The sequence below is a fragment of the Petralouisia sp. genome (genome assembly GCF_056822245.1).
Genome location: NZ_JBQIOP010000022.1, coordinates 12,681 through 39,137, shown reverse-complemented (window position 1 = coordinate 39,137; position 26,457 = coordinate 12,681). Strand labels below are relative to the sequence as shown.

The following is a 26,457-nucleotide window of genomic DNA, read 5'->3' as shown; positions in this document are numbered from 1 at the left end:
CTCAAGTCTGATGATTATCATGTTATCGTATTTATGATAGCACTTCACAATGGTAAATGCAAGGGAAATTGGAAATATTTTTAAGGCAAACGCCTGAAAAGAAAAATTTGTAAAATTTTAAAAATAATGCTTGACTTTTTGAAGGAGTGAAGATATAATGAGTTTGTTGCTGAGTTACACCTACAGAACATGGCTCGTTGGTCAAGCGGTCAAGACGCCGCCCTCTCACGGCGGAAACAGGGGTTCGATTCCCCTACGAGCTGTTAGCTATAATTAAATAGCCCAACCCTGAAGTACTGGAATCGTTTGAAACAGAGCGGTTCCAGTACTTTTATATTGTAAAAATATTCGCCGCAATATCAATTATTCTCATGTTTTCAAGTTATTACTTCCTTTCTTCCCTGTCATATGATATAGTAAACATAATCTGCCGTTTTGGGAATGTATGGCTCTTGCAGTTAAAATCACAGCAGATGGAGATTCCGTCCGTATCCAAATATAAAGCGTTCTCTGCAGTACCAGAACATACTGGAAAAATGCTAAAATACTGTGATATTTAACCGCCGGCATACTCTGCACTGTTTCACATCCCGGCAGAAGAACCAGGAAAGGAGTGAGGCTGTCTATGCGGGCAGCCAGGTACAATTGAAATGGAACGAGAAAAATTAGGTTCGCGGATGGGATTTATTTTGCTGTCTGCAGGCTGTGCAATCGGAATCGGCAATGTCTGGAGATTCCCTTATATTGCAGGAATGTACGGAGGAGGAATCTTTGTGCTCTTCTATCTGTTCTTTCTGATTATTATGGGGGTTCCGGTTATGACTATGGAATTTGCCGTAGGCCGGGCAAGCAGGAAAAGCATTATCAAAAGTTTTCAGGAGTTGGAAAAACCGGGACAAAAATGGCATCTGAACGGATATCTGGGCATGGCCGGCAATTATCTTCTGATGATGTTCTACACCACAGTAACCGGCTGGATGCTGTATTATTTCTATCGGATGCTCACTGGAAAATTCCAGGGAAAGACCACGGCCCAGGTGGAGGAACTGTTTCAGTCCATGCTGTCAGATCCGAAAATTCTGGCAGGAGCCATGCTGATTATTGTAATTGCCGGTATTTTCGTCTGCTCCATGGGACTGCAGAAAGGGGTGGAACGAATCACAAAAGTCCTTATGACGCTGCTTTTGGCCATTATTGTGATTCTGGCAGTACATAGCTGCACCTTAAAGGGCGGCATAGAAGGATTGAAATTCTATCTGCTCCCTAACTTTCAGCGGATGAAGGAAGCCGGCGGATGGGAAATTGTCACTGCAGCCATGAACCAGGCGTTTTTTACCCTGAGTCTGGGTATCGGCGCCATGGGAATCTTCGGCAGTTACATTGACAAAACCCACAGTCTGTTGGGGGAATCCGTAAACATCGCCATACTGGATACTTTTGTGGCATTTGTTTCCGGCCTGATTATTTTCCCCTCCTGCTTTGCTTTTGACATCAGTCCGGCACAGGGCCCGGGGCTTATTTTTATCACGCTGCCCAACGTGTTTAACGGCATGGCCGGCGGCCGGATCTGGGGAACGTTGTTTTTCATCTTTATGACCTTTGCAGCGTTTTCCACCATACTTGCCGTTTTTGAAAATATCATTTCCTGCGGCATGGATTTATTTCACTGGAGCAGAAAAAAGTCCTGCCTGATTAACCTTTTTGTCATCGCAGTCTTGTCTCTGCCCTGCGTCTTTGGTTATAATTTGTGGTCTGCTTTTCAGCCTTTAGGGGACGGCAGTACGGTTCTGGATTTGGAAGATTTTCTGGTCAGCAATCTTATTCTGCCTATAGGTTCTCTGTGCTATCTTCTGTTCTGCGTAACCCGCCTGGGCTGGGGATTTGAGAACTACCAAAAAGAAGCCAATACAGGAAATGGATTGAAAATTCCTGGATGGATTCGGGTTTATGTGACGTATCTTCTGCCGTTGATGATTCTGTTTTTGATTGGGAAGGGACTGTTGGGGAAATAGGCTCTTTAGGGATGAGACGATTCTATCTTTGGGTATGAACGAAGATGATTCTGGCTTCGAATACGGACGAAAATGATTCTGGCTTCGAATACGGACGAAAATATCGGATGCCCCTTTCACACGCAAACAGGGCAGCGTTCGGCAAACTAACTGCCAACTGCGGCTAGAGCGGGCTTGAAAAATGCTTTCTGACAGATGTATTCTCCACTTAGTGGGAGATTTGTGACAAATGAAGGGCGCATAGCGGGCTATGTAACCTGAATTTGGCGCAAATATCGCGCTAAGTGGGGGATGCAGATGGCGGGAATGATTTTTCAAACACGCTCAAGGGAAGTCAGGAAAGCCTTCCTTCCCAAGTCTCCGTAAGCAGTGGATTTTGCCTGCACTAAAAACGCCCATGAATTGTTTGCTTTGTGAAAGGGCCATCCGGTATTTTCTGTGTATCGAAAGGCAGAACATTTACTTCTGGGCATGTTTTTCATAATCTGATTGTACATCTGTTCAGGAATCAGATTTGTACTTTGTATGATTTCTATCGGGGTTGTCGCATTAAGAAATACGACTACAAGATATGATATAATTTCTACTTACAAAATATTGTATCTTGTATGTTTACTTCTTAATGCGACAGCCCCAAAATGTTCGCCAAAATACCGCCTGATTTACATGAAAAAGGATACACCCACTTTAACAGTGCAATTCCCCCACCTCTAACAGCAAAACATGCTCCTTCAGCATCGAAACCGCCTTCCCTTTCACCAGTTTATTTTCCAGCCGGTGAATTTCTCCCTCCGGCAGCAATACGGCTGCCTTCACATATTCCCTGGTGTGGCCCAGGAAATATTTTTTTCCTCCGAAAGACACTTCCTCCTCCATCAGAACTTCCAGTTCCCGGCCCAGATGCCAGTTCAGATATTCCCGGTTCATAACAGAGAGCTCCTCAAACAGACTGTCGCTTCTTTGTCCCTTGATTTCCTCCGGCACCTGGGGTTTCAGTTCTGCCGCTCTGGTTCCTTTCCGCATTGAGTATTTAAAGATATGAATTTCAAAGAAATTAATTTGTTTTAAAAATTCCCTGGTTAGTTCAAATTCTTCTTCGGTTTCTCCGGGAAAGCCCACAATCACATCAGTGGTAATGGCCGGGTGGGTGAAATATTTCCGCAGCAGCCGGCAGCTCTCTCTGTATTCGGCGCAGGTGTATTTCCGGTTCATTCTTTTTAAAGTGGCGTCGCAGCCGCTTTGCAGAGACAGGTGAAAATGGGGGCAGACCTTTGGAAGTTCAGACAATGCTTTTGCAAATTCTTCTGTGACAATTCCGGGCTCTAAAGAGCCGAGACGGATTCGGTCAATTCCTTCTGTCTCATGGACGCTGCGGATTAAATCCAGCAGTCCCACTGTTTCTCCGCCGTCCTCCGGCTGCAGATCCACGCCGTAGGAGCTTAAGTGGATTCCGGTCAGCACCAGTTCCCGGTATCCTCTCCCGGCAAGGGTTTTTACCTCGCGGATTACCTCCGGCATTTTCCGGCTTCTCACTCTCCCTCTGGCATAAGGAATGATGCAGTAGCTGCAAAACTGATTGCAGCCGTCCTGCACTTTGAGAAAAGCCCTGGTATGTTCTCCGGTACGGCTGATACTCAGCTCCTCATATTCCCGTTCTTTTCCAATATCTGCAACAGAACTGCAGAAATCCTGTTCCGATTCCGGCGTATGGGACTGGAAAAACCGCTCCAACAGTTTCGGCAGCTCATGCTTTTTGTTATTTCCAATTAAAATGTCTATGGCCGGATCTGCCTGGGCCTGCTCTTTGGAAGTCTGCACGTAACACCCTGCCGCCACCACCACGCTGTTTGGATTTTTCTTCCTGGCCCGGTGAAGCATTTGTCTTGATTTGCGGTCTGCCACATTGGTAACGGAACAGGTGTTAATTACATAAACATCTGCCATGGCGTCAAAGGGCACAATTTCATATCCTGCCTGTTCTAACATCTGGCGCATACTGTCAGTTTCATATGCGTTGACCTTGCATCCCAGATTGTGCAACGCTGCTTTTCTCATTTTATGTCCTTTCTTCTCCTGTATTTCATGGTCCAAAGGGCTGATGCCAATGCCTGCCGCTGTGCCGCTTTGTGAAAATCAACAAAAACTTTTCTGTTTTTTCCGCTAAATTGGTAATGGCGCCATTGACTTTTTCCATGAAAGAGGATACTATATAGAAAACAATTTGCTAAATATTTCAAGCAAAACCAATATTAACATATTAAGGAGGCTATTTTACATGAAAACAGTACAGATTTCTTTAAATTCTATCGACAAGGTTAAATCTTTCGTAAATGCAATTACACAGTTTGACTATGATTTTGATTTGATTTCCGGCAGATATGTCATTGACGCCAAATCCATTATGGGTATCTTCAGCCTGGATCTTTCCAAGCCGATTGATCTTGCCATTCATGTGGAAAATGACATTGATGAAATTCTGGAAGCATTGAAACCATATCTGGTGTAAGCAAAACCGGCGCCCTTCATCAAGGCAGACTGCATACATGCAACACTCTCCATGCTACCCTTTGGAGAGTGTTTTTATTTCATAGGAAAGTGGTCCTATGAAACAAAAACGCTCCGTTCTTTTTCAGGATAACGCATCTACAATTATGGTTTCCGCCGTCTCAATGGCTGTCTTTACCAGTTCCCCGATTTTTTCCTCCAAATGGGTTTCCGAACGCCGGATCACCTTAAGGTTCGGCTTTGTCACGGGATGCTTTGCCACAAAGATGGTGCAGCAGTCCTCATAGGGCAGAATGGAGGTCTCATAGGTGCCGATTTTTTCTGAAACTGCAATAATCTCCTGTTTATCAAAGCCAATCAGAGGCCGGTACACCGGAAGCTCACACACTTCATTGGTGGCGGCTAAAGACTGCATGGTCTGGCTTGCCACCTGACCGATGCTCTCGCCGGTAATCAGGCCAAGGGAATTGGTTTCTACGGCAAAATACTCCGCAATCCGCATCATGTAGCGCCGCATAATAATCGTCAGCTCCTCGTGGGGGCATTTTTCGTAAATATACATCTGAATGTCTGTAAAGTTCACGACCTTCAGATAGATGGGGCCGGAATACTTTGCAACGATTCTGGCCAGATCCACCACTTTCTGCCTGGCCCTTTCACTGGTGTAGGGCGGCGCATGAAAGTAAACCGCATCAATTTTTACGCCCCTTTTTGCAATCATGTATCCGGCCACCGGACTGTCAATTCCGCCGGATAACAGAAGCATTCCTTTTCCGTTGGTGCCTACCGGCATTCCGCCAGGCCCCGGAATAATTTCTGAGTAGATATTGATTTTTTTGCGGATCTCCACATGAATCATAAGCTCCGGATGATGGACATCCACTTTCATTTCCGGAAAAGCCTCCAGAATCCGCCCGCCTAAGGCCGCGCTCACTTCCATGGAGGTCATGGGATAGCTTTTTTTCGCCCTTCTGGTATCCACCTTAAAGGTCATGTCCGGCTGCGGATAACGCTGTTTTAAATATTCAATTACATCTTCTGCCAGCTGCTCCAGTCCCTGCTCCTCTTTCAGCACTACCGGACAGATGCCCACAATTCCAAAGACGCACTGCAGACGTTCCATCGCCTCGTCGTAATCGTATTCCCCCAGAGCTTCAATGTAAATACGACCCTGTTCCTTGGTAATCAGAAATTCTCCCTCCACCGGCTTTAAGGCATACTTAATCTGATGCACTAAGGCGTCCTCAAACAGATGGCGGTTCTTTCCCTTGATACCGATTTCACCGTATTTTATCAAAAATGCTTTATACATAATTCCTCCTGCTAATGCCTGGTAAATTTCCGAAGCCTGGGCGTTAGTTCTTTTAATATATCCAGGCAGTAATTTACCTCTTCCAACGTATTTTCCGGACTGAAACTAATCCGTACCGTAGATTCCAACAAATCTTTTTTCACTCCGATTGCCTGCAGCGTACTGCTTTTGGCCGGCTTGTTGGAGGCGCAGGCGCTTCCGGCAGACACGTAAATCTGCTTGTTCTCCAGGGCATGGAGCAGCACTTCACTCCTGACTCCCTCTACGCTTAAGCTTATAATATGAGGCGCGCTGTCACGTCCTGTCCGCCCGTTTATTTTCGCCCATTCCACATCTGCAATGCCTGAAAGAAAGGCGTCTTTTAACTGAAAGAGATGCTCCTGTTTTTTCCCAAATTCTTCATATGCTTCCTTTGCCGCCTGTCCCATACCTGCAATGCCCGGCACATTTTCCGTTCCGGAACGGATGCCCCGCTGCTGTCCTCCGCCGTAAATCACCGGCTTTAACCTGGTCTTTTCTTTTGCATACAAAAAGCCGCTGCCCTTAGGCCCGTGAATCTTATGACCGCTGACTGACATCAAATCAATCCCCAGCTTCCCGGGGTGAATCACATATTTTCCGTATGCCTGAATGGCGTCCACATGAAATAAAGCCAATGGATTTTTCTCCTTGATAATCTTTGCAGCCTCCGCCACAGGCTCCACAGCTCCGATTTCGTTGTTGACATACATCACAGACGCCAGAATGGTTTCTTCTGTAACCGCATCTCTCAATTGCTCCAGGGATATGAGGCCGTCAGAATCCACATCCAGCCAGGTAACGGAAAATCCCTGTTCTTCCAGATACCGCATAGGGGCAGCCACCGCCGGATGCTCAATCTTTGTGGTAATCAGATGCATCCCCTGTCTGCGGTTTGCCATGGCCGCGCCGATAATGGCAAGATTATTGGCTTCTGTGCCGCCGGAAGTAAAAATCAGCTCGTTTTCACCGGCTTTTAGCGTTTTGCAGATATTTTTCCTGGCCTCCCTGATATAATTCTCTCCCTCCATGCCCTTTCGGTGCAGGGAGGAGGGGTTGCCGTAATCCACAGACAAGACCTGCATCATCACTTCTTTTGCCCCGTTGGAGCAGCGTGTGGTCGCCGCATTGTCAAAATATGCTTCCATTTTAATCCTCCATCTGGTAAATCAGCATGGCCATCGCCGCAAGACCTGCCGTTTCTGTCCGCAGAATCCGGTTTCCCAGAGAAATAATTTCTGCCCGGTCTTTCATCAGCTCTAGTTCCTCAGAAGAAAAACCGCCCTCCGGGCCGATAAAAATTCCCACAGAATCTCCCTGTTTTATTCTGCCAAACACTTCTCTGGTATAGGCCATCCCCCGGGCCTGCTCATAAGGCATGAGCCGCATATCCATAGCCGCCGCGTATTCTGCCGCCTCCTTTAAGCTGCAGACCGGTTTCACGTTCGGAACCATGCTCCGTTTGGACTGCTTTGCGCCGCTTTCGGCAATGGACTGCCAACGGGCTCGCTTATTTTCTGCTTTTTTTGCATCCAGCTTCACTACACAGTTTCGCATGGCTACCGGAACAATTTCGCTGACCCCAAGCTCCACGCTTTTTTGGATCACCAGCTCCATTTTATCGCTTTTGGGGAGCCCCTGAAACAGCGTCACTTTGACCGGAAGCTCCGTTCCCCGGCACGGCTCTAAAATGTTAAGGAGAATCTGCTCCGGATGGATTTCTGCAATTTCACAGAGGAAATCTCCGCCTGTTTGATTACTGATCCGAACCTGTCCGCCGGGCTTCATCCGAAGGACATTCCGGATATGGTTTACATCACTGCCGGTAATCACTGCCTGGCCTGCTGTGATCTGCTCCGGCTCAACAAAAAACTGAAACATGACTGCCTCCATTCTTTTCGCTGATTCTCAGTCTTTTCTGGCTGTAATGCTGACCCACTCTCCCAAACGCACCGTTTCCAGAATGGTAAATCCTGCCGCCCGGACTGCATCCGCCACCGCCGCTTCCTTAAAATCAATAATGCCGCTTGTAATGTAAATGCCTCCCTGTTTCAGACAGGCCGGAATCACCGGCGTCAGCGGAATAATAATATCCGCCAGGATATTGGCAGTTACCACGTCATATTCGCCGCCCACCGTCTCTCTGAGCTTTTCATCCTCAATCAGATTTCCCTGGAAAAACCTGCTTTTTTCTTTCGGAAGGTGATTGGCGTTCATATTGTCCCGGGAAGCTGTCATGCACAGAGGATCAATATCCGTCCCTGTCACCTCGTCTGCCCCCAGTTTTAAGCTGACCACTGAGAGTATCCCGCTTCCGCAGCCTACGTCCAATACCCGGGCTCCCTGCTTCAGATAGTTCCGGAGCTGCTGAATGCACAGCCGGGTCGTCTCATGTTTTCCCGTTCCAAAAGAAGTGCCCGGATCAATCTCAATGACGCAGCGGTACTCTCCCATCCCGGTTTCCTCTTCCCAGGCAGGCTTAATCAGAATATCCTCAATGGCAAAGGACTTAAAAAACTGTTTCCAGTTATTGATCCAGTCCTTATCCTCGGTTTCGCCCTGTGTGATGGTTCCTGCCCCAAGCTCTACAAACAGCCTCAAACCTTCCAGCTCTTCTTTCACCTGTTTCAGCAGCGCTTCCTGTTCTTCTTCTGCATCCAGAAAGAAGCTGACCCATGCAATCCCATCGTCTGCGGGAAGCTCCGGCAATATATCAATGTACATCTTTTCCTTATCCTCAGCAGACAAGGGCACATTGTCCTCAATCTGAACCCCCTCTATCCCAAGCTCCGCCAACATGCTGCTGACAAAATCCTCTGCCTGGGTGGTGGTCTGTATCGTATATTTATTCCATTTCATAAAACACTTTTCCTTCCCTAAAACATGTTTAAAAGCTTCTACCAGAGATCTTCTGCCAACTGTGCACTGAAGGTTTCCGCCTGCTGAAAATCCATATGCCCTTCATAATCACTAAACCCGTTCAAACTGTAATCAAAATTCGGAATGTTCCTTTCTCCCCGATTGTAATTATGGTATTCCAGGCCAAGTCCTTCCAGATACTTCCTAAAGAATGCATCCGCCTCCTGAAATTCTTTCTGATACTTCTTTAGCGTTTCTGCCGGAACAGGCGTTGTTATCACAATCAGTTCTATCTTCTGCTTTTTGCAGAATGACGCCAGTTTTTCAAAATACCGGAAAGAGTCTTTATTCTTATTTTCTTCTTTCCATAGCTCCAGATCGCTTTCTTCTTTTCCTCCAGGCACCGGAGCATTGCGCACAAAGCCGTCTGCAAACTCCTGTCCGCCGCTTTTGAAGGCAGCCGCTCCGTAATTCTTATAATCCTCTCCCTGTTTTACCTGTATGATCCTCTCCATCTCGCGAAACTGCCCTCTGTAATAAAACCATGGAAACAGGGTGGCACGAAAATCCAATTCCCTTTCCTTGGCAAAAAAATACTCCGCTTTTGCCAGTGATAAAGGCATTTCATAAAATATACGGTTAAAATCTCCCCTCTGTCCCTCCGGCGTGCAAAAATAACCCGAATCCAACTCGTAAACCACCCGCTGAGGTTTCTTTTTTTCACAAACCTGCCGCAGAAGATAATAAGCGTCTCTGGGATATTCCCCGCCCAGGCACAGGTTTATGGCATTTTGCCCTGTTTTTTCAGAAACCACCTTAGGACTGATCCCGTTCAGCCCATGGGAAGTTCCCAGAAATACTGTGTCGTACTCTTCTGTCTGGATTTGATGCATCATGATTCTTACATAACTGTAGGGAATCAGCGCATAGTTCAATCCCAGATTCACTGCCGTAATTGCCAGAATCAGCGCAGCCGGCAGCAGAAATTTTTTAAAATTGCGCATAAATAAACCCTCCTGCCTCTCCGGAAGGCTGTCCAAACACAGGCAGCGCCAGAATCAGACAGAGATAAACAAAAGCCTTTACCATCCAGTTCTGCCTGATAAATAGTTCTGTCAAATCCTTCCCTCTCTCCTGAAGGACGCTTACAAGAAACAGCAGTAAGCACCCTCCCAGTATTACCCCAAGGGCTATCATGGTATAAGCGGTTCCGCTGGCCTCTCCCACATCAATTCCAGGCTCTAAGATCTGACGCAGATCAAATTTCGTCAATGTATGCTTCATCATAAGAAGCGCCGTCTTGACGTCCCCCGCCCGGTCAAAATACCAGCTGATATTCACCAGGACAAAAGTCCTGAATATCTGAAACAGATGAAAAGCTCTGCTGTCATCGGAAATATGCAGGGCCTTTTTCCATTTCCGGTAAGAGGGAGCCATCAGCCCGCTGAATGCAATAATCAGTCCGTTGTAAAGTCCGTAAATAATGAATTTCCAGGCCGCCCCATGCCAGACGCCCACCACCAGAAATACAATCAGGTTGGCAAGGCAAATCGGCAGCGTCCGTCCGGTCTGTTTTCCAAAGGTTTTCTTGGCAAACTTGGAGAAGCTTTTCATCCACCCGGACAAAGACGCCGGATAAAACACATAATCTTTCATCCAGGTTCCCAGGGTAATATGCCAGCGATGCCAGAAATCTGTAATGGAAACTGCAAAATAAGGACGTTTAAAGTTCTCATCCAGCTGAATTCCGAATAATTTTGCAATGCCCAGCACCACATCCATTCCGCCGGAAAAATCACAGTAAAGCTGTATGCTGTAAGCCAGCACGCCCACTATCCCAAGTCCGTCATAGAGATCCGGATGGTCAAAAATTGCATTTACAAAAATCACCGCATTGTCTGCAATGACCATTTTCTTAAAATATCCCCAGAGAATCCGCAGAAATCCGCCCTCTATGTTCTTTCGGTCCAGAGAATGGGAAGCGTACAGCTGCCTGCCCAGACTGCCGAACCTGCCGATAGGCCCCTGTAAGATCTGAGGAAAAAAGGATACAAACAAAGCAAAACGGAACAGATTATGTTCCGCCTGACTCCTGCCCCAGTAGACATCCAGAAGATATCCCATAGACTGAAAGGTATAAAAAGAAATTCCAAGGGGAAGCAAAAGAGTAAGAGGCTCAAATTCCCCGCCGGTTATGCTGCTGATTGTGTCCAGCATAAAATTCGTATACTTCAGCACTCCCAGCACACCAAAATTCAGAATAAGCGTTCCCGCCAGTATCTGTTTTTTCCTCTTCTTTTCCTCCTTCTTATCCTGCATGGATTGGGCGGTCTGTTCCATCCACCTGCCGGCAAAATAAGTGGTTACTGTGGTAAAGAGCAGAAAACAGGTGACGCGGATTCCCCCGCTGACATAGTAAATATAACTGAACGCCAGCAGCCACACCCACTGAAATCTCCGGGGAATCAGGTAATATCCTGTCACCGCCGCAATCACAAACAGTAAAAACTCCATGGAAATCAAAGACATAACGATTCCTCCGTTCTTACTCTGCCCGCAGTCTTTCTACCATTGCATATAATGCTTTGGCGGAATTAAAATTCTCCGGTATAATGTCTGCCGGGGTAATGGTAATGCCGAACTCATCCTGCAGTTCGCTGACAATGGACAAAATGGCAAAAGAGTCCAGAATGCCGTCGTCAATCAGCGTCTCGCATGTCTCATAATCTGCATCCGGCTGAATGTCCTCCAAAATCTCAAGTAACTGTTCCATAATGCTTCATCCTTTCTGATTTTTATTTTAAACTGCAAATCCTTCAGCAACTGCTGAATTGATGCTGTCTGTTTCTATTTTATCCCGCACCAGGCGGATTCCCTCTTTCCGGGAATAAAACAGGACTTTTGGCAAATCCCTGCTGAGAAAAAGGCTGATCCCCTCTGTTACAGAGTAGGCGCCCGTTCGCTCAAACACCAGTACGTCTCCCACCTTCCCGTCAGTCAGGGGATACTGTTTCACAATCACATCTGCCGTGGTGCACAAAGATCCGCAGAGGTTCCATTTTTCTTCCCCTTTCGCCGGCGTACATTCCTGCGCCGCTTTATGTTCACAGGAAATATGCTGAACAAAAGGAAGCTTCATGGCCATCGTCTGTCCGAAATAATTTAACTGATGGATTCCTCCGTCCACAATGCCGTAAATCTGTCCGCCGTTTTCCTTCCGATCCACAATCCTGGTCAGGTAGCTTCCGCATTCCGCCGCCAGAAACCTTCCCATTTCCAATGTGATTTTCCCGGCAAAATCCATCCGGCCAATCAATGCTGTCAGCTCCTCCAGAAGTTCTTCTAAATGCTCCTCCTGCTCCGACTGAAAATAAGGCACAAAAAGCCCCGGCCCGTATTCCAGTTCTGAAACTGCCACGCCCAGTTCTTCCTGCACTTCCCTGCAAAACGCGTCCAGCATCTGAAGCTCTTTCTCCAGTACAGACAGCTTCTTTTTCTGGGTGCCGGAATAATACTGAATGCCCTGCAGGAAAAGCTCCGGATATAAATCCTGTTCCCGGAATATCTGTCTGGCCAGTTCATAATCAACGCCGAACTGATTGCCGCTTGTAATGCGTACCAGAAGCTTCAGCTTCACTTTTGCCTTCCTGGCGCACTCTGACAAAAGCCGGAAATGCTGCATGGATTCCACTGTGAATATTCCCCTGCCCTGGTTCTCTTCTATCATCCGGAATATATCTTTCCGTTCTTTGTTCACGCCGGAAATAACCAGCCGTTCCATGGGAAGTCCCTCTTTCTCACAAATCCGGAATTCTCCCGGCGAACACACCTCAAACCGCTCCACCAAAGGCTCCAACGCCCCTGTCAGAAAGGGATTGGCTTTCATGGCGTAGCATAAATCAATGCCTGATTTTTTCAGGCAGGCTGAAATCCGCTGCACCCGCCGGGTGAGGGCATCCAAATCAAACACATAGGCCGGGGTCTGATATTCTTTCAGGATCAATTCTAACTCCTGCTGTTTCATGGCTGTTCCTCCTGATAAGATTTTTTCAGGGCTGCCCGGTCAATTTTACCGTTTTTGGTTACCGGCAGTCTCTCCATCCGGCAGAACACATTGGGGATCATAAAAGCCGGAATCAGTTCCCGCAGCTTTTTAACAATGGCTCTCTTTTCCGCTGCGCCCTCATAAAAAGCAACGATTTTGCCGGAAATTTCATCATAGACGCAGCAGATGCGGCTGACATGCTCCGCCTGTTCCATGGCTTTCTCAATTTCACCCAGTTCAATCCGGTGCCCCATATGCTTAATCTGAAAATCCTTGCGGGTAGCGTAACACAGTTCTCCCTGTTCATTGTAATATCCCAAATCTCCGGTGCGGTAAATGGTCTCTGAATACTGATGGTTCAGAGGATTCTGCACAAACGCTTTCTCTGTCTGCTCCCGGTTGTTATAATAGCCCAGGGAAAGAGCTGTGCCGCCGACACAGATTTCTCCCCGAAGCCCCGGCTCCGTCAGAAGCCTGTCCGCTTCATCTAAAAGGAACACCTTTTCATTCTGAAAGGGACTGCCAATGGGAATGGTCTCTCCCGGCTCAAATTCCCGGTCAATCACATAATACGTACAGTTGCAGGTGATTTCTGTGGGGCCGTAGAGATTCACATACATGGCCTCCGGCAAAAACTGCCGCCAGATATTCAGATGATGCACCGGCATTACTTCCCCGCTGAACAGCACCTTGTTCACCGCCTTCGGCACACGGTAAGAAAATCCTTTTAATTCACTTACCATACACAGGGCAGACACGGCCCAGATCAGCGCAGTCACGTTTTTCTCACATAAAAAATCCAACAGCTGCGTGGGAAAAGAAAACATCCGTTTGGGGATAATCTGCACGCTGGCCCCGGTTTTTAAAGCGCTGTATATGTCCTTGACGGAAACATCAAAGTCGAAGGGCGCCTGATTTCCAATCACATCCTGCTCTGTAATGCCGAAATTCCCGGTAAAATAATTGATAAAATCTATCACTGAGCGATGGCTGACCACCACTCCCTTGGGAATTCCGGTAGAGCCGGAAGTGAATATTCCATACAATGGCGCTGTATCCGTCATCTTCTTTCGGATTTCCTGTAAAATCTCTGCATCTTCCGGTTCTTTCTCTAACTCTTCACCATCCAGAATCTGAAATCCCCGTCCCGCGTCTCCCGCCTGTTCCAGTTTTTCCCTTTCTTTTCCCGGTTCCCCGTCTGCAAGGACAAGGGGCTGTTCCAGGGTATCCAAAATCTGCCGGATGCGCGGCAAAGGCTGCTTTTTATCCAGCATTACATAAAAACAGCCGGCATATACAATTCCCAGAAAAGCCGCAACGGCATTTACGCTTTTTTCCATCCAAACTGCAACCGGCTTTCCCGGTTCTGTCCTGCCTGCAAGGGCGCTTCCGATCCTTCTGGCTCTTTCCTGCAGTTCTTTAAAGGTGCAGGAATTGTTCTCATCTGCAAACGCTTCTTTCTCCGGGTATTTCCCGGCAGTTTCTTCTAAATATTCTAATACATTTGTCATATTGCTACCGCCTATGCTGAAAACTGTTTCTTTAACATATCATACGTTCGATTAATCATCTGAAGGGTTCCCGTATCCCCTGAAAGGTTATCGGGATGATAAATTTTAATCAGTTCCTTATAACGTTTCTTCAAGGCAAGCTCACTGTCCACACCGGAAAAAAACATATCCGCATTTTCTCCGGAGCCTGTAACGGTGTAAGAACGGCCCCTGTCCTTCCTCTGGTAATACCTCTCTTTCTCTTTGGCTGTCTCCTGCTTCTCCCGGGCCAAGTTCTGCAGCTCTTCTTCTAATATCTTCCATTTCATCTGGAACAAACGCTTCTCCTCTGTGAGACGCTTTTCTTCCATCTTTTTGCGAAAATAGAAATCCTTCTTCTCCAGTTCAAAATTCCGTCGTTCTTCTTCTAATTTTCTCTGTTCTTTTCTCAAATTATTTCTCTGCTCTTCTTCTGTAACTGGTTTCGGAATCCACTCCATTACAGTTTCTTCCGGCTGACTCATTGCGCCGCCTCCTCTTTCTGCAATTCTCTTCAACGACTTATTATACCCGATCTTATTTTAAATAGCAATGGAAAATCAGGCCGCATATAAGATAAAAAAAGGATATTTCCACAAAATACTGCCAATTTATATCCGTGGAAACATCCTTTTTAAAAATTTTTAAGAATTTCTTGATTTCTTCCTTACCTATAGCATACGCAAACTTTTTTGAACGAAAGATATTTCAAAAACACTTGTATACATTGATCCTTAAAAGCTCTGCATGCACTGTCCAAACTTCTGTTTTGCCTCGTCTACCTTCTGCAGCTCTGCAGAGGGTGTCGGATAATATCCTCTGTCGTGCATCATGGTAAAGACTTCATTCTGGATATTGTGTTCTTTTTCCAGACAATCCAGAATCGCATTTCTTACATTGTCATGGACACATTCATTGGAAAATGTGTTATACAATGTGGTTGCTGTTTTTTCTGCGGTCAGCGCATCCGCAAACATTTCTTTTTCTGAATAAAATGACTGCTGCATAATTTCCTCCTGATTTCACCTGTGATTTTCCTTGAAATTCAAATTAAAAAGGTTAGCTTAACTGGGAGTAAAGGGAACGGAAATGCTCTTTGTGCTCGTTGGAAATTTCAGTGAATTTCGCTTTCATTTCCGCATCGCCGCAGTTATCCGCCAACACCTGGAACTTCTTAATCAGCAGTTCCTCGCCGGAAAGCAAATCGTTTAAAGCAGACAGTTCTTTTTCTGATATCTGGTTCATGGGAATCTCCTTTCACTTGTCTGTATCAGGCCCTTTAAATGCCTGTCAAGATTATCTTTCCGATTTTTAAGAAAAATATGCATGTCCGTGTCTCAGAAACGTCGGACCGGGTTTCAGATTTTGGGCACTATAATGGAAAAATTTTCAAAAATTCCGGAAATAACTTCCTCTTCAAACGAATATTCCTCCATGGTAATATGTTCAAAATTATAGACCATTTTTTCCCTGATTACCAGAGAGAACCCCCAAATCCATATATTACTCCGTCGATATTCAACCGCCGGAGTAATACCGATTCAGAAAAGAATTTCTGCATGTTCCGTTCAGGTTCAAATACTTTTATCGGAGAAGCATCAAAAGCGTTACCGCAAATGCCGCTGCCGTACTGATCCAAAATGCCGCTCCCGGCCGGTAACTTCCTGTTTGGGCCAGCTTCTTTTTCACCCTGTGCTGTTCATAGAACAATTCGGTCACTGTCACCAGAAGAAACAGAAACATCCAACCCAGATATCCGATTGCCTGAGGCGAGTTATTTTTGATATTGAAACACAGGAACTTCGTAAAAGTTGCGCCTATAAAAATCAAAACCCAGGCTGCAAACCAAATATCAGACAGAAATCCCGCTTTTGCTGCATTCCTGTCTTTTTCTTTTATCAGGATTTTGTCCAGGCTACGGTAATTATACAACAAAAGCGCAGTGATCAGATCACAGCAATAGCCAAAAATTAAGACACAATAAACTATATCCGACCGGCCGCTTTCCCAGAATGCGCCGAAGGCATACAGCAGTATGGTTCCAAAGGAAATGCAGGCTACATGGCAGTCCATCTGAACCAGAACCTTTTTCACCTCCTTGTGGTTATATTCCACTTGACTGTTATAACCTGCAAGAGCGGAAAAATTTCCAGTCTTGACTGCGCCGGAAAAATACAAATGCAGAAACAACTGGATAAAAATCCCGATTATGATCATAAGCACTATAGTTTCCACATACAGATGCCCGGTGACTTTGCCTGCCAGAAGATAACAGAATATCGCAAGTCCCGTTGCCGCTGCAAGTCTCCCCGGCGCTTTGGGCATTGTGACCTCCGGCTCTTTCGTCCCTTCCACAAATTCATCCAATGTCACTTCAAAATAAGCCGCTATCCGCTGCAGCATATATATGTCCGGCAGTGTTTTCTCCCGTTCCCAGTTGGAAACTGCCTGCCGGGTGACAGACAGTTCTTCTGCCAGTTCTGACTGGGTAACCTGACGCTGTTCCCGGAATTTCCTGATTTTCCTTCCCAGGCTTTGTTCAGAATCCGGACACTGATTCCTGTTATGTTCCAGAACTTCCCCGCCCTTTCTTACATCCTTTCCCTGATTTGGATTAATATTATTCTGCTGATTCATGCAATCCCTCCTTTTGCCTGTAACAGTTTCGTCTTTTGTGAATAAACCATACAGACTCCTGCAAAACTGATCCTGGCACGTTTTGTTTCTGTTATCCTATCATTTTTTCCCGAATTGCGCCAGCAATCATTTGTTGCATGCCTGAATTCGGCGGATTTTCCTGAAAAAAATGTTTCAGTCTCACAGATGGAAATTATCTTGAACTTCATATTTTGTAAAATAATTTGACAAAAACAGAATTTCAGGCTAAAATCTAACAGATAATTCCATTTACATTAATATAGAAAGAAGGTAATGATACAAATGAACGAAAATCCTCTAGGATACGAAAAAATACCAGTTCTTTTAAGGAAGTTTGCCATCCCCTCCATCATCGCCATGGTTGTCAGCTCCCTGTACAATATCGTGGATCAGATTTTCATTGGACAGGGTGTGGGATACCTTGGAAACGCAGCAACCAATGTGGCATTTCCAATTACGACCATCTGCCTTGCCGCCGCGCTTTTAGTGGGAGTTGGCGGCGCAGCCAAATTTTCTCTGGAGCTGGGAGCCGGAAATATGAAAGAAGCCCAGCAGTGCATTGGAAATATGTTCTGGATGGCCGCTGCCTTCGGACTTATCATCTGCGCTGTTACAGAGATTTTCATTACTCCTCTGCTGTATGCTTTCGGCGCGACAGAAACGGTTCTGCCTTATGCGCACAGTTATGTGCAGATTATCGGCCTGGGAGTCCCCTTTTTGCTTCTCACCAATGTTTTGAGCAACATCATCCGGGCAGACGGAAGCCCTAAATATTCTATGGCCTGCATGGTAATCGGAGCGGCGGTCAACACTGTTTTAGATCCCATTTTTATTTTTGGCTTTCAAATGGGAGTTGCCGGCGCAGCCTGGGCCACCACCATTTCCCAGGTGATATCTTTTCTGGTGGCTTTCCGATATCTGTTCCACTTTCAAACCGTCAAACTGGGCAAAGATTTTTTCCGTCTCTCTCCTGTGAAATGCGTGGAAATCGCATCTCTGGGCATCAGCAACAGTTTAAACCAGCTGGCTCTTACGCTGCTGCAGATTGTTGTGAACAATTCTCTGACCCACTACGGCGGACTCTCTGTCTACGGCTCGGACATTCCTCTGTCCGGCGCAGGCATTGTGATGAAGGTCAATTCCATCGTGATTGGAGTATTTGTGGGACTGGCCCAGGGTTCTCAGCCGATTCTGGGATTTAATTACGGAGCAAAACAGTACAGCCGGGTAAAAGCCCTTTACAAACTGGAAATCCAATGTTCTTTTGTAATGTCCACTCTGGCTTTCCTCGCCTTCCAGCTGTTTCCCCAGGCAATTATTTCTCTGTTCGGCTCCGGAGAAGGGCTGTACATGGAATTTACCGTCCGTTTTATGCGGATATTCCTGATGATGGTTGTCATTAATAACGTTCAGATGCTTTCTGCCAGCTTCTTTTCCGCCATCGGAAAGCCCATGAAAGGCGTACTGCTGTCGCTCTCCAGGCAGGTATTATTGCTGATTCCCCTTATTCTGATTTTACCGTTGTTCTGGGGATTAGACGGAATTTTGTATTCTGCTCCTGTAGCTGACGTACTTGCATTTTTCTTAAGCATCGCTGTGGTGCGGAAAGAATTTCGGAACATGGAAAAGCTTTCATAATATTTAACCGCAAAACAATAGCTACCGGTAGATGAAATTTTCAGACAATGGATTGCTGTGATACTAAATGAACACAATAGATTGCCGGAAAATCATTTCCCGGCAGTTTCTTTAAGATACTGTCTGCGAAGTGTATGTTCAAGTTATACCATCCCCTTTTTATTCCCTTGCTTCTTTTCTGTACTGATTCGGAGTAAAGCCGAACGCCGACTTAAATTCCCTGATGAAATAATTTGCATCCTCATAGCCGCTTTGATAAGCAATGTCATTAATATTATCATTGCTTACCAGCAAAGCTCTGGCCGCCGCAGTAAGGCGAATTTCCCTTACATATTCCATGGGCGTTTTTCCCATATTGATCTTAAACAGGCTGCTGAATCTCTGTTTGCTAAGCTCCGCCATTTCCGCCATTTTCTGGGGCGTGTATTTTTCCTCAGGATGCAGAACGATGTAATCCGCCACCATTTGAATTCTCGGATCGATCTGCTCCTTCTTCTTTATCTCCTTATGCTGAAGCTCTTTTGTTTCCTTCTGTTCCAAAAAGTTCTCCCGTCCTGCACGTTCCATACTCCCGCGCATCGCCAGTGAACCAATCAGCAGATCCAGATATCCTCTTACAAAGCACTTTTTCACTGCAGATTCTTTTTTGACCCATTGATAGATTTCCTTGAAATACATGTCCTCTCCCTGATTTTCCTGTACTCTTGGAATCCCATAATATTCTTTCAGCACATCTTCCCCTTCATAAAATACAGATGTTGTAAACCGGATGCTGTAAAACTCAAAGGATTCACTGAGAACATGACAGGACATCCTGCAACCCGAAGGAATATAGACGATTTGGTTCTCTTCCACAGTCACCACTTCATCGTCAATGCAGAACACTGCTTTTCCCTTTGACACGTATCTGAAAATATTATAGGGAATATAAGTCTCCGGATACACCCAGGTCTTTCCCATGGAATAAAATTCTATATATAAAAATGTGAAACGTATATTATCTACCACTGACATTGCATCTTCTCCTTTCTCCTTCTGATTTCTATTATAAAAAAGAAACCCCTTTCCCGATACGGAATACACGCTCATAAATAGCACTACGCTCTTATTTTATTTCTTTTTTTGCTACTTTGCAACCTCCATCTTTCTGTTTAAAAGTTCCATAAGACGCACTTTCCTGTGAAACAAGAAAGTATCCCATAGACTTTTCCCGTTCCATATGATATACTAATCGAAACTACAATGAAAGGAGGAGTTGTATGACAGATACAGAATTACTGCAGGCATTGTATAATGATATGCAGACTGTAAAACACAAAGTTACTTCTATGGAGGATAAGGTTACTTCCTTAGACGGGAGAGTCGCTTCTTTGGATGAGAAGGTCGCTTCTTTGGATGAGAAGGTCGCTTCTATGGAACACGAAATTTTAAAGATTAATGTGACACTCGAAAATGAAACAAACCGCAACATCCAGATCATAGCAGAAGGCCATCTTGATTTATCCAGAAAATTAAACGAAGCCATCAAAATCAGCAGCGACGTCAAGGCAAAACAGGAAATTCAGGACATCTACATCAATATGCACCAGAATCAATTAAGAGCCTTATAAACGCATCTTTTTAAAATCCAATACAGCCTACATAAAAACAGGGATACAGCATTCCCCTTTGCTGTATCCCTGTTTTTTATATAGACATTTATCATAAAACCTATAATTTTCATAACTCACAGCGCAGGTCTGAAAGAACCCATTTTCGAACTTTCTTAAGAGCGTATTTCAAGCATGCTCTGCCACGCTGCAAAATCCCCGTCCGGCAAACCTCTATTCCTCCAGGCAAATATAAATCTGGCAGGAATCGTAATTCTCCACCGGCACCGGCAGAAGTATCCCGCTGTTCATCAAAGCAACGCCGGAATATGTTCCTGCCGGTTCATTGTTTTTCCACATGGTATATCTTCCCTCTGAAAGAAGCCCCCGGAATTTCACTGACTGGGCTGCCGGATTCCCATGCAAATCCGTATAAATCACGCCCATATAGGCCTCTTTCCCATCCTTATCCGCATACTCCCAGGCAGTAAAATCACGGTTCTCCAGAGGAGAAGTAATTCTGTAATAATTTCCGAACTGGAATAAGCGGTAACGCTCTTTAAAGGCATGCACCTGTTCTCTTGCCTCTTTTTTCTCTTCCTCTGTCATTTTGCTTAAATCCAGTTCATAGCCAAAGGCTCCCTGCATGGCGCAGATTCCTCTGGTCTTAAAAGGCGTAACTCTTCCGTTCTGATGGTTGGGACATACAGACACATGGGCAGACAAGGATGACATGGGATAGCCAAAAGACGTTCCGTACTGAATGCTCAGCCGCTCAATGGCGTCCGTATTATCACTGCACCAAATCTGCGGGGCATAATAAAGCATTCCCGCATCGTATCTGCCTCCGCCGCCGCTGCAGCCCTCCAACAGCAAATCCGGATACCGCTCCAACATGGCTTCCATCACTTCATACAGACCCAGCACATACCTGTGACGCAGTTCTCCCTGGCGTTCTCTGGGCAAAAGAGCGCTGTAGGCAGCCGCCACTGAACGGTTCATATCCCACTTCACATACTGAATGTTGGCAGAATCCAGAATGTCAAACAGACGCTCCTTAATATATTCCCGCACATCCTCCCGGCTCATATCAAGCACAAGCTGAGCGCGGCTTCGAATAGGCTTCCGATCCGGCACCACCATCGCCCAGTCCGGATGGTTCCGGTATAAATCACTGTCTTCGGAAATCATCTCCGGTTCAAACCACAAACCAAACATCAGACCCAGTTCATTGACCTGATCCGCCAGTTCTTTCAGGGAACATCCCAGCTTGTCCTCATTCACATACCAATCTCCAAGCCCGGAATCATCGTCGTCCCTTTTTCCAAACCAGCCATCATCCAACACAAGCATATCCAATTCCAATTCTGCCGCTTCTTTTGCAATCTTCAAAAGTTTTTCCCCATTAAAATCAAAATAAGTGGCCTCCCAGTTATTCACAAGAATGGGGCGTCTCTTATCCTTCCAGCTGCTGCGGATTAAATTCTTCTGAAACCCGTTGTGATAACAATGGGACAACTGGGACAATCCTTCCTGGCTGTATGCCATGGCAAGCTCCGGCGTCACAAAATGCTCTCCCGGCTGCAGGCTCCAGGTAAACACAGAATCGTCAATTCCCATTACCAGCCTGGTTTGGTGGAACTGATCCACCTCTGCATGCATATGAAAGCCTCCGCTGTATAACAGAGAAAATCCATAACAGGCTCCCTGCTCCTCGCTTGTGGTTTTTTCCGTAAGAATCACAAAGGGATTGTGCTGATGGCTGGAAGTTCCGCGGGTACTCCGCAATTCTGTCACACCATGGAATAAAGGCACCCGCTCCATCTCCCGTTCACCGGCATGGCGTCCGTAGAAATGAATCATATCCATACCGTCATGATCCATATCCAGACAGGCAGACATAACCTTTGACAACCGAATTTCCCGATCTGTCCTGTTCTCCACCATTGCCGCCCTGGTGATGATATCATGTTCTTCAAACACTCCGTAATAAAGATGTACGTAAAATTCCTCCTGGCTGTCTTTTAAAATGATTTCCAGTGTGTCAACCGCCTCTTCCTCCGAAGCAAACATTGCCGGAAGCCCTTCCAGTTCATATTTTCCATGCCGGATTCGGTAATTGTGAAAAAACAGCAGGCAATCCCGGACTCCCGTTCCCAAATCTGCATGCATACAGCTAATCCGGTAATCTCCGCTTCCCCGCACCGGGAATTCCTGAGGCAGAAAATCAAGAGAATACGTCCTGTCTTCCCGCGCTTCATAAATATTCCCGGAAAATCCCCGATCTGCCATGGAAATCATATAGGAGTAATCTGTTTCATCCGTCTTTCTGCCGTAATAGGTATGAAGCAGGATGCCTTTGCTGTCTGCCTTCATTTGGTATGTGCTGTTCTTGGTCTGAAGGGTAAATACGTTGTCTTTGATTATAATTGCCATAAATGAACTGCCTTTCCTTATATATTGGTATCTAAAATTTGTGGGAACCTTTGTATTTTTTGTATCGAATCTCTCCGAAGGGCAAACTTAAACCAGCCAAAGATATTCATAGGGTCCTAACTGAATCTGATTATGATAAGACCTGATATATCTTCCGGTTATCATATCCTGCATTTCTCCAGGCAGGCCGAACCAGTCAAATGCACGGGAATCCACCCACTGCTCCCGTTCAGAAAAATTGGCCAGCACCAGCATCTTATCCGCCTTGTGGAAACAGAATACCGCCGAATTCCCGGTATCCACCGGAACCGCCCGATAACTGGAGCTGAAGAACTCACTGGACTTGCGGAGTTCTATCATTTTCCGGATTCTTGTGAAAATCTGTCCCTGAACCATGCTCAAATCATTCCGGCGCTCCACTGCGTCCCAGTCCATCATACCCCGGTGAAGCCAGCGGGAATCCGCTGCATGTTCCGGTACCTGCTTATAGCCCCAGTCATTTAACTGTCCGATTTCATCGCCGCTGTACAACAGAGGAATACCGGTGTAAGAAATCACCATTCCATGAAGCAGAAGGATTCTCTTAACGGCCAGTTCCACCTTGTACATGTGTTTTTCCCGCAGCGCCTGTTCCAGTCCGCACATGGAAGCCAGCGTCCCGCTGTTTCTGGCATCCTGGGTCACCGGATTGTATTCATATAATTCTCCGGTGGAAAAACTGCCCGGATATCTGCCTTCCATAAACTGTATCATATACTGTTTATGACGTTCCGGGTCCAGTCCCAGTCCCTTTAAAATTTCTTTCTCAAATCCCCATCCAATGTCATCGTGGCAGCGCACATAATTAATCCATGTGCCGCTGTCCGGTATTCCATAGTCGATGGACAAAGAGCGCTCCATCACCCGAACGTCACGGGTGGCCAGAGAATTCCAGAGAAGCACCATAAAGGAAGCATTGTACATCACGTTGCATTCCTTCATTTCCTGGTTTCCGAAATATTTGACAATTTCAAAAGGCTCCACAATGGCTTCTCCCAGGAATACCACGCCGGGACACACCTGCTGCGCAATTTCATACATCATGCCCAGCAATTTATGTACATTGGGATGGTTCATACAAACAGTTCCCAGTTCTTTCCACATGTATGGTATCGCATCCAAACGGAAGATGTCAACCCCTTTGTTGGCAAGGGTAAGCATTACCTCCACAATCTTGTTGAATACCTGAGGATTTTTGTAATTCAGATCCCACTGGAATTCATAAAACCGGGTCATTACGAATTTCTGAAGATCCGGATACCAGGTAAAATTCCCCGGAGCCACTCCCGGAAAAATTTCTGTCATGTGCTTCTCATATTCTTTGGGGATCGTGTCGTCATCAAACATAAAATACATGTCGTCATAGTCGTGATCGCCTTCTTTGTATTTCTGTACCCAAAGGTGCTCTTTTGCCGTATGGTTCAGCACAAAATCAATACAGGTGCGGATACCCTTTTCTTTTAAAAGCTTCATCACCCGCTCTAACTGCTTCATGGTTCCGAACTTATCATCCACCATCAGATAATCTGACACTGCATAGCCGCCGTCGTTGTTCCCTTCCCGGGATTTTAACAGAGGCATAAAATGCACATAGCTAATCCCCAGTTCCGCCAGATAGTCAATCCGCTGTTCAAATTCCACCAGATTATTGCTGAACCGGTCCACATACAGCATCATACCCACCATTTTTTCTGACTGATACCAGTGATTGCCGTCTTTGTCTGATTTTTTCAAGGCGGCGGGGCGTTTCTTTTTGGCATGTTCTATGATGGACATCAGCTGTCCCCAGCGGTATTCCGTAATCTCATTTCTGCCATAAAGCTCATAATAGCTGTTCTGCAAGTCCATACCGTATGTTCTCCTTTCTGAAATATTATGTGATTCACACATAGCCTGTAAATGCGCGCATACAATATCCAAAACACACATATACAGGCTATGGCTGAACTTTTACCCTTTATATTTCTTTTCCTGGAAAACAAAAGCTTTCCCAGGGTGAATGGCTGCGGGCCCCGCCCAGGGGCAGGCTGCACAGCATGCACATTCACTGTAAAACAAGAATTATTTTACGGCTCCGTTAACTACACCGTTGATAATCTGCTTCTGACATACAATGTAGAAAATCAGAATCGGCAGCAATGCCAGCAGATAAGATGCAAACGCCAGGTTATAGTTGGTTCCGAACTGTGACTGGAAATTCAACTGTGCCAACGGAAGGGTATTCACGTCGCTTCCTGACATAATAACCAGCGGAGTCATAACGTCATTCCATGTGCTCATAGCGGTAAGCACTGCCACGGTTGCATGCATGGGTTTCATATTCGGGAAAATAATTTTCCAGTAAGTCTGCCATATGCCCGCACCATCCACACAGGCTGCTTCCTCCAATGCCATAGGGATATTTTTCAGGTATCCGGAATACAACATAATATTCATAGGCATAAAGAACACCACATACAACACGATAACGCCAAACCGGTTTGCAATTCCCATCTGAGAAGTCTGTTTTACCAGAGGCATCATCAGTACTGCAAAAGGTACAAACATACCGCTTACAATATAGAAATAGGATATTTTAAACACTTTCAGCTTCGCCATTTTTCTTCCAATGACATAACCTGCCAGAGAGTGCAGTAAGATACAGATGATTACCGTTGCTCCGGTAAGCAGCAAACTGTTGCCCAGGGAACGCCAGAAATCCGTTACCCGCATTGCTTCTGCAAAATTGCTGAAACTCCAGCTGGATGGAAAGCCCAATGCTCCTGCCACGTCATTTGTCATTTCTGAAGGCTTCTTAAATGCAATGATCACTGTCATATAAATAGGAAATAATATGGTAAGACAGCCAATTGCCAACAGTATATTGATCACATTATTTACGGTCTTGCCGCCGACTGCTCCTTCGCTTCCTTTGGTTCCTTTTTTTCCCATTATAACTGCTCCTCCTTACCTCCTAAGAATCTCATCTGCAGGAACGAAATTACTACGATCACGATAAAGAATACAAATGCATTCGCACTCTGGAATCCAAACTGTCCGCCGCTCATACCATTGTTGTAAATCAGGTAAGAAATAGATTCTGTACTCTGGGACGGACCACCCTTTGTCAAGGACATAATCTGGTCAAATACCATCAGCGCATTCTTCATACACAGCACCAGGTTAATGCTGAAGAACGGCAGGATCAACGGGAAGGTAAGGTTCCAGAATTTTTTCCATCCGCTGACGCCGTCAATCATTCCCGCTTCATAAACTTCCGCCGGAACGGTCTGCAGTCCTGATATGTAAATAATCGTATTCATTGCAATTCCCTGCCATGCACCTACAATCACAATGGCAAACCATGCGGTTTTGGTGCTTGCAAGCATACTGTTCTGGAGAAAACCGATTCCGGTTGCTTCTCCCACTGCCGGAAGGATGTATGTAAATACAAAGCTGAAGATATAACCTACAACCAGTCCTCCCAATATATTCGGTACAAAATAAATTCCTCGTAACGCACTTTTTCCCCGTATTTCACGATTTAATCCCAAAGCAAGGATTAAACTGATAAGATTGACCAAAATGGTCATAACTACTGCATACTTAAAGGTAAACAGATAAGATTTTCCTACACGCAGGTCTGTAAACAAATCTTGGAAGTTTCTAAGACCTACCATATCGTAATCGCCGTATCCTCTGTAGTTGGTAAGGCCGTAATAGAAGCCTTTCAACAGCGGAAGGGTATTAAAAAGGAAGAACAGAATCAACACAGGAATCAGCATCCCAAGAAAAACCTTATCGTTTTTAGTCCATAATTTATCTCTCTTTCCTTCAT

The 26,457-nt window shown here is 45.7% G+C and carries 23 protein-coding genes, 1 tRNA gene and 2 pseudogenes; 6 read left to right on the top strand and 20 right to left on the bottom strand.

Annotation, left to right across the window (positions count from 1 at the left end):
• Window positions 1–191: 191 nt before the first annotated feature.
• Window positions 192–263 (top strand) — tRNA-Glu (locus ACTO17_RS10425).
• 387 nt (window positions 264–650) lie between these two features.
• Window positions 651–2,012 (top strand): sodium-dependent transporter, encoded by a 1,362-nt coding sequence (locus tag ACTO17_RS10420; RefSeq protein ID WP_172535327.1) that lies wholly within the window; start codon window positions 651–653, stop codon window positions 2,010–2,012.
• Window positions 2,013–2,225: 213 nt separating this feature from the next.
• Here ACTO17_RS10420 and ACTO17_RS10415 read toward each other — a convergent pair.
• Window positions 2,226–2,270, bottom strand: a pseudogene (locus ACTO17_RS10415) (hypothetical protein); the annotation flags it as partial.
• Here ACTO17_RS10415 and ACTO17_RS10410 point away from each other — a divergent pair.
• Window positions 2,253–2,378 (top strand): annotated as a pseudogene (locus tag ACTO17_RS10410) (DUF6783 domain-containing protein). The pseudogenes ACTO17_RS10415 and ACTO17_RS10410 sit on opposite strands and share 18 nt — an antisense overlap.
• A 321-nt stretch (window positions 2,379–2,699) precedes the next feature.
• Here ACTO17_RS10410 and mtaB read toward each other — a convergent pair.
• The gene (gene mtaB / locus ACTO17_RS10405; RefSeq protein ID WP_482557883.1) at window positions 2,700–4,067 is read right to left on the bottom strand and encodes a tRNA (N(6)-L-threonylcarbamoyladenosine(37)-C(2))-methylthiotransferase MtaB; all 1,368 of its coding nucleotides are present in this window, start codon (window positions 4,065–4,067) and stop codon (window positions 2,700–2,702) included.
• A gap of 220 nt (window positions 4,068–4,287) precedes the next feature.
• Between mtaB and ACTO17_RS10400 the strand changes: the two genes are divergently transcribed.
• Window positions 4,288–4,518: an HPr family phosphocarrier protein gene (locus ACTO17_RS10400; RefSeq protein WP_172535325.1), complete on the top strand. Its 231-nt coding sequence runs from the start codon at window positions 4,288–4,290 to the stop codon at window positions 4,516–4,518.
• A gap of 123 nt (window positions 4,519–4,641) precedes the next feature.
• Here ACTO17_RS10400 and thiI read toward each other — a convergent pair whose 3' ends face one another.
• From thiI to ACTO17_RS10335, 13 genes are all read right to left on the bottom strand, one after another.
• Window positions 4,642–5,829 carry a tRNA uracil 4-sulfurtransferase ThiI gene (gene thiI, locus ACTO17_RS10395; protein ID WP_482557882.1) on the bottom strand — a complete coding sequence of 396 codons (1,188 nt, stop codon included), beginning with the start codon at window positions 5,827–5,829 and terminating at the stop codon, window positions 4,642–4,644.
• An 11-nt stretch (window positions 5,830–5,840) separates the two neighbouring features.
• Window positions 5,841–6,995, bottom strand: a complete 1,155-nt coding sequence (locus tag ACTO17_RS10390) for a cysteine desulfurase family protein (RefSeq protein WP_172535323.1) — start codon at window positions 6,993–6,995, stop codon at window positions 5,841–5,843.
• Window position 6,996: 1 nt separating this feature from the next.
• Window positions 6,997–7,728: an RsmE family RNA methyltransferase gene (locus ACTO17_RS10385; protein ID WP_482557881.1), complete on the bottom strand. Its 732-nt coding sequence runs from the start codon at window positions 7,726–7,728 to the stop codon at window positions 6,997–6,999.
• A 27-nt stretch (window positions 7,729–7,755) separates the two neighbouring features.
• Complete coding sequence (gene prmA, locus ACTO17_RS10380) at window positions 7,756–8,706, bottom strand: 50S ribosomal protein L11 methyltransferase (RefSeq protein ID WP_482557880.1); 951 nt, start codon at window positions 8,704–8,706, stop codon at window positions 7,756–7,758.
• A 38-nt stretch (window positions 8,707–8,744) separates the two neighbouring features.
• Window positions 8,745–9,710, bottom strand: coding sequence for a hypothetical protein (locus ACTO17_RS10375; RefSeq protein ID WP_172535320.1), 966 nt, complete (start codon window positions 9,708–9,710; stop codon window positions 8,745–8,747).
• On the bottom strand, window positions 9,697–11,235 hold the full coding sequence (locus ACTO17_RS10370) for an MBOAT family O-acyltransferase (protein ID WP_172535319.1): 1,539 nt from the start codon (window positions 11,233–11,235) through the stop codon (window positions 9,697–9,699). The genes ACTO17_RS10375 and ACTO17_RS10370 overlap by 14 nt, the downstream gene beginning before the upstream one ends.
• Before the next feature lie 16 nt (window positions 11,236–11,251).
• A complete protein-coding gene (locus ACTO17_RS10365; RefSeq protein WP_172535318.1) occupies window positions 11,252–11,479 on the bottom strand; it encodes a phosphopantetheine-binding protein in 228 nt (75 codons plus the stop codon).
• A 27-nt stretch (window positions 11,480–11,506) separates the two neighbouring features.
• Complete coding sequence (locus tag ACTO17_RS10360; RefSeq protein ID WP_482557879.1) at window positions 11,507–12,730, bottom strand: diaminopimelate decarboxylase family protein; 1,224 nt, start codon at window positions 12,728–12,730, stop codon at window positions 11,507–11,509.
• Window positions 12,727–14,262, bottom strand: a complete 1,536-nt coding sequence (locus tag ACTO17_RS10355) for an amino acid adenylation domain-containing protein (protein ID WP_482557878.1) — start codon at window positions 14,260–14,262, stop codon at window positions 12,727–12,729. Before ACTO17_RS10355 ends, ACTO17_RS10360 begins: the two co-directional genes overlap by 4 nt.
• 11 nt (window positions 14,263–14,273) lie before the next feature.
• On the bottom strand, window positions 14,274–14,765 hold the full coding sequence (locus tag ACTO17_RS10350; RefSeq protein ID WP_482557877.1) for a molecular chaperone DnaJ: 492 nt from the start codon (window positions 14,763–14,765) through the stop codon (window positions 14,274–14,276).
• A gap of 249 nt (window positions 14,766–15,014) precedes the next feature.
• The gene (locus ACTO17_RS10345) at window positions 15,015–15,287 is read right to left on the bottom strand and encodes a spore coat protein (protein ID WP_172535314.1); all 273 of its coding nucleotides are present in this window, start codon (window positions 15,285–15,287) and stop codon (window positions 15,015–15,017) included.
• 52 nt (window positions 15,288–15,339) lie between these two features.
• A complete protein-coding gene (locus ACTO17_RS10340; protein WP_135989288.1) occupies window positions 15,340–15,525 on the bottom strand; it encodes a ferritin family protein in 186 nt (61 codons plus the stop codon).
• Window positions 15,526–15,864: 339 nt separating this feature from the next.
• Window positions 15,865–16,917 carry a helix-turn-helix domain-containing protein gene (locus ACTO17_RS10335; protein WP_482557876.1) on the bottom strand — a complete coding sequence of 351 codons (1,053 nt, stop codon included), beginning with the start codon at window positions 16,915–16,917 and terminating at the stop codon, window positions 15,865–15,867.
• Window positions 16,918–17,220: 303 nt separating this feature from the next.
• Here ACTO17_RS10335 and ACTO17_RS10330 point away from each other — a divergent pair, with 303 nt between their 5' ends.
• A complete protein-coding gene (locus tag ACTO17_RS10330; RefSeq protein ID WP_482557875.1) occupies window positions 17,221–18,576 on the top strand; it encodes an MATE family efflux transporter in 1,356 nt (451 codons plus the stop codon).
• Window positions 18,577–18,735: 159 nt separating this feature from the next.
• Here the strand turns inward: ACTO17_RS10330 and ACTO17_RS10325 are convergent, their stop codons facing one another.
• Window positions 18,736–19,590, bottom strand: a complete 855-nt coding sequence (locus ACTO17_RS10325) for an AraC family transcriptional regulator (protein ID WP_482557874.1) — start codon at window positions 19,588–19,590, stop codon at window positions 18,736–18,738.
• Window positions 19,591–19,835: 245 nt separating this feature from the next.
• On the opposite strand from ACTO17_RS10325, the gene ACTO17_RS10320 reads away from it, so the two are divergent.
• On the top strand, window positions 19,836–20,186 hold the full coding sequence (locus ACTO17_RS10320) for a hypothetical protein (protein ID WP_482557873.1): 351 nt from the start codon (window positions 19,836–19,838) through the stop codon (window positions 20,184–20,186).
• Between the two features lie 213 nt (window positions 20,187–20,399).
• Here ACTO17_RS10320 and ACTO17_RS10315 read toward each other — a convergent pair whose 3' ends face one another.
• The 4 genes from ACTO17_RS10315 to ACTO17_RS10300 all read right to left on the bottom strand — a co-directional run bounded on the left by ACTO17_RS10315 (window position 20,400) and on the right by ACTO17_RS10300 (window position 26,404).
• Window positions 20,400–22,601, bottom strand: coding sequence for an alpha-galactosidase (locus ACTO17_RS10315; protein ID WP_482557872.1), 2,202 nt, complete (start codon window positions 22,599–22,601; stop codon window positions 20,400–20,402).
• An 87-nt stretch (window positions 22,602–22,688) separates the two neighbouring features.
• The gene (locus ACTO17_RS10310) at window positions 22,689–24,488 is read right to left on the bottom strand and encodes an alpha-amylase family protein (RefSeq protein WP_482557871.1); all 1,800 of its coding nucleotides are present in this window, start codon (window positions 24,486–24,488) and stop codon (window positions 22,689–22,691) included.
• A 213-nt stretch (window positions 24,489–24,701) separates the two neighbouring features.
• Complete coding sequence (locus ACTO17_RS10305; RefSeq protein ID WP_172535308.1) at window positions 24,702–25,571, bottom strand: carbohydrate ABC transporter permease; 870 nt, start codon at window positions 25,569–25,571, stop codon at window positions 24,702–24,704.
• Entirely contained in the window at window positions 25,571–26,404 is an 834-nt protein-coding gene (locus ACTO17_RS10300) for a carbohydrate ABC transporter permease (protein ID WP_172535307.1), read from the bottom strand. Before ACTO17_RS10300 ends, ACTO17_RS10305 begins: the two co-directional genes overlap by 1 nt.
• Window positions 26,405–26,457: the final 53 nt, after the last annotated feature.

What these genes read in the sequence shown, in the direction of transcription:
- ACTO17_RS10420 (WP_172535327.1), top strand. Translation starts at nt 651, where the DNA reads ATGGAACGAGAAAAATTAGGTTCGCGGATGGGATTTATTTTGCTGTCT.
- mtaB (WP_482557883.1), bottom strand. Translation starts at nt 4,067, where the DNA reads ATGAGAAAAGCAGCGTTGCACAATCTGGGATGCAAGGTCAACGCATAT.
- ACTO17_RS10400 (WP_172535325.1), top strand. Translation starts at nt 4,288, where the DNA reads ATGAAAACAGTACAGATTTCTTTAAATTCTATCGACAAGGTTAAATCT.
- thiI (WP_482557882.1), bottom strand. Translation starts at nt 5,829, where the DNA reads ATGTATAAAGCATTTTTGATAAAATACGGTGAAATCGGTATCAAGGGA.
- ACTO17_RS10390 (WP_172535323.1), bottom strand. Translation starts at nt 6,995, where the DNA reads ATGGAAGCATATTTTGACAATGCGGCGACCACACGCTGCTCCAACGGG.
- ACTO17_RS10385 (WP_482557881.1), bottom strand. Translation starts at nt 7,728, where the DNA reads ATGTTTCAGTTTTTTGTTGAGCCGGAGCAGATCACAGCAGGCCAGGCA.
- prmA (WP_482557880.1), bottom strand. Translation starts at nt 8,706, where the DNA reads ATGAAATGGAATAAATATACGATACAGACCACCACCCAGGCAGAGGAT.
- ACTO17_RS10375 (WP_172535320.1), bottom strand. Translation starts at nt 9,710, where the DNA reads ATGCGCAATTTTAAAAAATTTCTGCTGCCGGCTGCGCTGATTCTGGCA.
- ACTO17_RS10370 (WP_172535319.1), bottom strand. Translation starts at nt 11,235, where the DNA reads ATGTCTTTGATTTCCATGGAGTTTTTACTGTTTGTGATTGCGGCGGTG.
- ACTO17_RS10365 (WP_172535318.1), bottom strand. Translation starts at nt 11,479, where the DNA reads ATGGAACAGTTACTTGAGATTTTGGAGGACATTCAGCCGGATGCAGAT.
- ACTO17_RS10360 (WP_482557879.1), bottom strand. Translation starts at nt 12,730, where the DNA reads ATGAAACAGCAGGAGTTAGAATTGATCCTGAAAGAATATCAGACCCCG.
- ACTO17_RS10355 (WP_482557878.1), bottom strand. Translation starts at nt 14,262, where the DNA reads ATGACAAATGTATTAGAATATTTAGAAGAAACTGCCGGGAAATACCCG.
- ACTO17_RS10350 (WP_482557877.1), bottom strand. Translation starts at nt 14,765, where the DNA reads ATGAGTCAGCCGGAAGAAACTGTAATGGAGTGGATTCCGAAACCAGTT.
- ACTO17_RS10345 (WP_172535314.1), bottom strand. Translation starts at nt 15,287, where the DNA reads ATGCAGCAGTCATTTTATTCAGAAAAAGAAATGTTTGCGGATGCGCTG.
- ACTO17_RS10340 (WP_135989288.1), bottom strand. Translation starts at nt 15,525, where the DNA reads ATGAACCAGATATCAGAAAAAGAACTGTCTGCTTTAAACGATTTGCTT.
- ACTO17_RS10335 (WP_482557876.1), bottom strand. Translation starts at nt 16,917, where the DNA reads ATGAATCAGCAGAATAATATTAATCCAAATCAGGGAAAGGATGTAAGA.
- ACTO17_RS10330 (WP_482557875.1), top strand. Translation starts at nt 17,221, where the DNA reads ATGAACGAAAATCCTCTAGGATACGAAAAAATACCAGTTCTTTTAAGG.
- ACTO17_RS10325 (WP_482557874.1), bottom strand. Translation starts at nt 19,590, where the DNA reads ATGTCAGTGGTAGATAATATACGTTTCACATTTTTATATATAGAATTT.
- ACTO17_RS10320 (WP_482557873.1), top strand. Translation starts at nt 19,836, where the DNA reads ATGACAGATACAGAATTACTGCAGGCATTGTATAATGATATGCAGACT.
- ACTO17_RS10315 (WP_482557872.1), bottom strand. Translation starts at nt 22,601, where the DNA reads ATGGCAATTATAATCAAAGACAACGTATTTACCCTTCAGACCAAGAAC.
- ACTO17_RS10310 (WP_482557871.1), bottom strand. Translation starts at nt 24,488, where the DNA reads ATGGACTTGCAGAACAGCTATTATGAGCTTTATGGCAGAAATGAGATT.
- ACTO17_RS10305 (WP_172535308.1), bottom strand. Translation starts at nt 25,571, where the DNA reads ATGGGAAAAAAAGGAACCAAAGGAAGCGAAGGAGCAGTCGGCGGCAAG.
- ACTO17_RS10300 (WP_172535307.1), bottom strand. Translation starts at nt 26,404, where the DNA reads ATGCTGATTCCTGTGTTGATTCTGTTCTTCCTTTTTAATACCCTTCCG.